General features: G+C 45.2%; 1 protein-coding gene. It reads right to left on the reverse strand.

Features of this window, described 5'->3' with window-relative positions; all coding sequences use genetic code 11:
- The coding region (locus tag ACR0DT_RS24985; protein WP_480713337.1) for a hypothetical protein at positions 1–1,278 on the reverse strand (1,278 nt) is incomplete at its 3' end.
- Positions 1,279–1,590 lie beyond the last annotated feature (312 nt).

Below are 1,590 nucleotides of genomic sequence, written 5' to 3' on the forward strand. Positions count from 1 at the left end.
CACAACCGCACCATCCCCAAAATGGCGCGCATACACACCAGTATTACCGCCGGTTACATCGTTGGCTGTAACCGATAGTAAACCATCACCACTGTGGAGGACATCAATACCCTCATCTCCACCCGCCACAATGCCAGTAGCCGTGATTGCTATCGAGCCAGAAACTCTGATATTCGCTGAGATGCCACGATTCCCGCCAACTACTGTTCCTTCCGTTGTTATGACAAGATCCGTGCCAACACTGCCGGCAGTTATAGCATTAGATCCGCCCGAAATACTTCCTGTTCCTGTAATAGTCAGTGGTTTATCGCCGTAGTTAAGCGCTTGAATTCCCGAACCGAAATTCCCAATCACATCTCCGTGTGTTGTAATTGTCAACGCACCCGCGCCATAGTTTATAGTACTGATGCCATGTGTCTGACCAACTACTGCTCTCTCTGCTGTAATGGTAAGATCCATGCCCGAGATGCTATTTTCAGCTACAATCCCGCTAGAAGTTAACCCGAGAACATCTCCTGACGTAGAGATCGTAAGTGAACCTGAGCCAAAATTATCCGCTCTAATTCCAGTTACACCTCCAGAAATATCGCCTTGGCTCATCAAGCTCAAATCTCCAACGCCAGACGTTACACCCAGTGTAACACCATCTCCTGAGCCAGCGACACTTGAGCCACTATTAATTAAGTATAAAGCCTGTGAGCCACCACCGAATTGATAAATTCCATCACCACTCGAATTGTTGATTGCAGTTGGAGTGCTTGCATTTCCAATATTCAATATTAAATTATCGGCGGTAATATTGATTCCTGACAGCGTTTCCGGTGAAGCAGTGACACATGTAATCGTTTCATTATTTTCAGCAATGCTATTACTATTATTGTCCGCACATGCGCCTGATAATCTCTGAGAATTCCCTGAATTGGGTATCGCCATGATAATAGAAGTTGTACACAAGACTCCCATTAACTGCTTAACATGATTGGGTGGATGAAAAATATTTTTTCGAATTGCAATTCGTGATAACTTTAAGAGAGTTTTAATGATACCGATGCCTACGATATATCTGTTTCGTGGTATAGACCTACTTCCAAAGACACCTTTAACTCGCGCCGAACCCAGTGTGAGGCAGTCAAAGCTATTCGTAAAAGGTGAGGGAGACGGAGCAGGAAGAAGCGCAGACGGTGCGTAGCTCACAACCACACCTTTATATTTCGCCATCCGTCCGCCACAGATGCTGAAGTTGCCTTTCTGAATAACTTCAAACAAAGTAGACTTCACTTTATTTCTCCATCTATATGCACTAACCGCCGAGCACGAACATAACTAAATTCAACACCCTATTCATAACTACCGAAAAACAGTATTGACTTGGATTTCTCGCCTCGCGTCAAATTCATCCAGAGAATGCTTCAAAATTCCGGAAAACCAATTTCCTTGTGCCAAAGTATGGAACATAGGGCCGAGCCGGATTCTTCAGATGAACTTGGACACTTCTATTAAAGGCATTGCCAAGTTGATCGCGTTGTCCTTCTCGGATAGCGCGGTACCATGATCATACCGACCTCATTGCCGCGGCTGAAGGGCTTCCGT

The sequence above is a fragment of the Ruegeria sp. BI11 genome (genome assembly GCF_056538005.1).